Here is a 1,199-nt window from a genome sequence, read left to right on the forward strand (position 1 = left end):
GGCACGATTCCCGAGACCGATTCTCTGCAGCAGGGAGGCAAGCGTCAGGCGCAAGGCTATTGGTACCTCCTCACCGCGATGCAGACGTTGTGTCCCCCAAAACCAAAGGAGTTGGTCAAGGCAACATTCACTTCCTTCTGCCGAGCGCGCAAGGGGGTGTAGTCCAGGTCGCACTCGGGATCCGGCACTTCAAGGTTGATGGTGGGGTGAATGGTGTTGTGGACAATGGTCAGCACAGTCGCCACGAACTCGACGGCGCCCGAGGCACCGAGCAGGTGGCCGATCATGGACTTGCTGGAGCTGATAGCCACCTTGTACGCATGCTCGCCCAAGGCGGCCTTGATGGCCATGGTCTCGATGCGGTCGTTGTGCGGCGTAGAGGTCCCATGGGCGTTGATATAGTCCACCTCCTCCGGCCGCACCCCAGCCTCGGCCATGGCCAGGCGCATGGCGCGGGCAGCACCGTCGCCATCCGGGTCAGGAGCGGTGATGTGATAGGCATCAGCAGTGAAACCGACGCCCACCACCTCAGCGTAGATTTTGGCCCCCCGCCGCAGGGCATGACCGAGCTCTTCCAAGATGATCACGGCCGCCCCCTCGCCCATGACGAAGCCGTCGCGATGCAGGTCAAAGGGGCGACTGGCCGCCTTGGGGTTATCGTTGCGGGTGGAGAGCGCCTTCATGGCGTTGAAGCCCGCAAAGCCCATGCGCGTGCAGGAAGCCTCCGAACCGCCGGTGACCATCACGTCGGCGTCGCCATACGCGATCAGGCGAAACGCATCGCCAATGGCGTGGGAACTGGAGGCGCACGCCGACACCGTCGAGTAGTTTGGCCCTTTCAAGCCGTGGCGAATGGAGACATAGCCAGGGGCAATGTCGGCGATCATCATCGGGATGAAGAAAGGGCTGATGCGCTGCGGGCCCTTGTCGAAAAGAACCTTGTACTCCCGCTCAAAGGTATCCATGCCGCCCACGCCGGAAGCCAGCACCACGCCGATGCGCGTCTTGTCCTCCTTCGCCAAATCGAGGCCAGCATCCTGGAGGGCGAAATCGCTGCAGGCGACGGCAAACTGGGTGAAACGGTCCATGCGCCGCGCCTCCTTGCGGTCGATGTACGCCTCCGGGTCAAAGTCCTTGACCCACGCGGCAAACTTGGTGTCGAACTCGGTGGTGTCGAAGTAGGTCACATAGTCGACGCC

1 protein-coding gene is annotated in these 1,199 nt (G+C 62.5%); it reads right to left on the reverse strand.

Annotation, left to right across the window (positions count from 1 at the left end; genetic code table 11):
* Positions 1 to 56 precede the first annotated feature (56 nt).
* Positions 57 to 1,199, reverse strand: a 1,143-nt coding sequence (fabF, locus tag H5U38_16285; GenBank protein MBC7188584.1) for a beta-ketoacyl-ACP synthase II, incomplete at its 5' end; no start/stop codon positions are given.

This window comes from Calditrichota bacterium, assembly GCA_014359355.1.
Taxonomy (GTDB): Bacteria; Zhuqueibacterota; Zhuqueibacteria; order JANLFK01; family Oleimicrobiaceae; genus Oleimicrobium.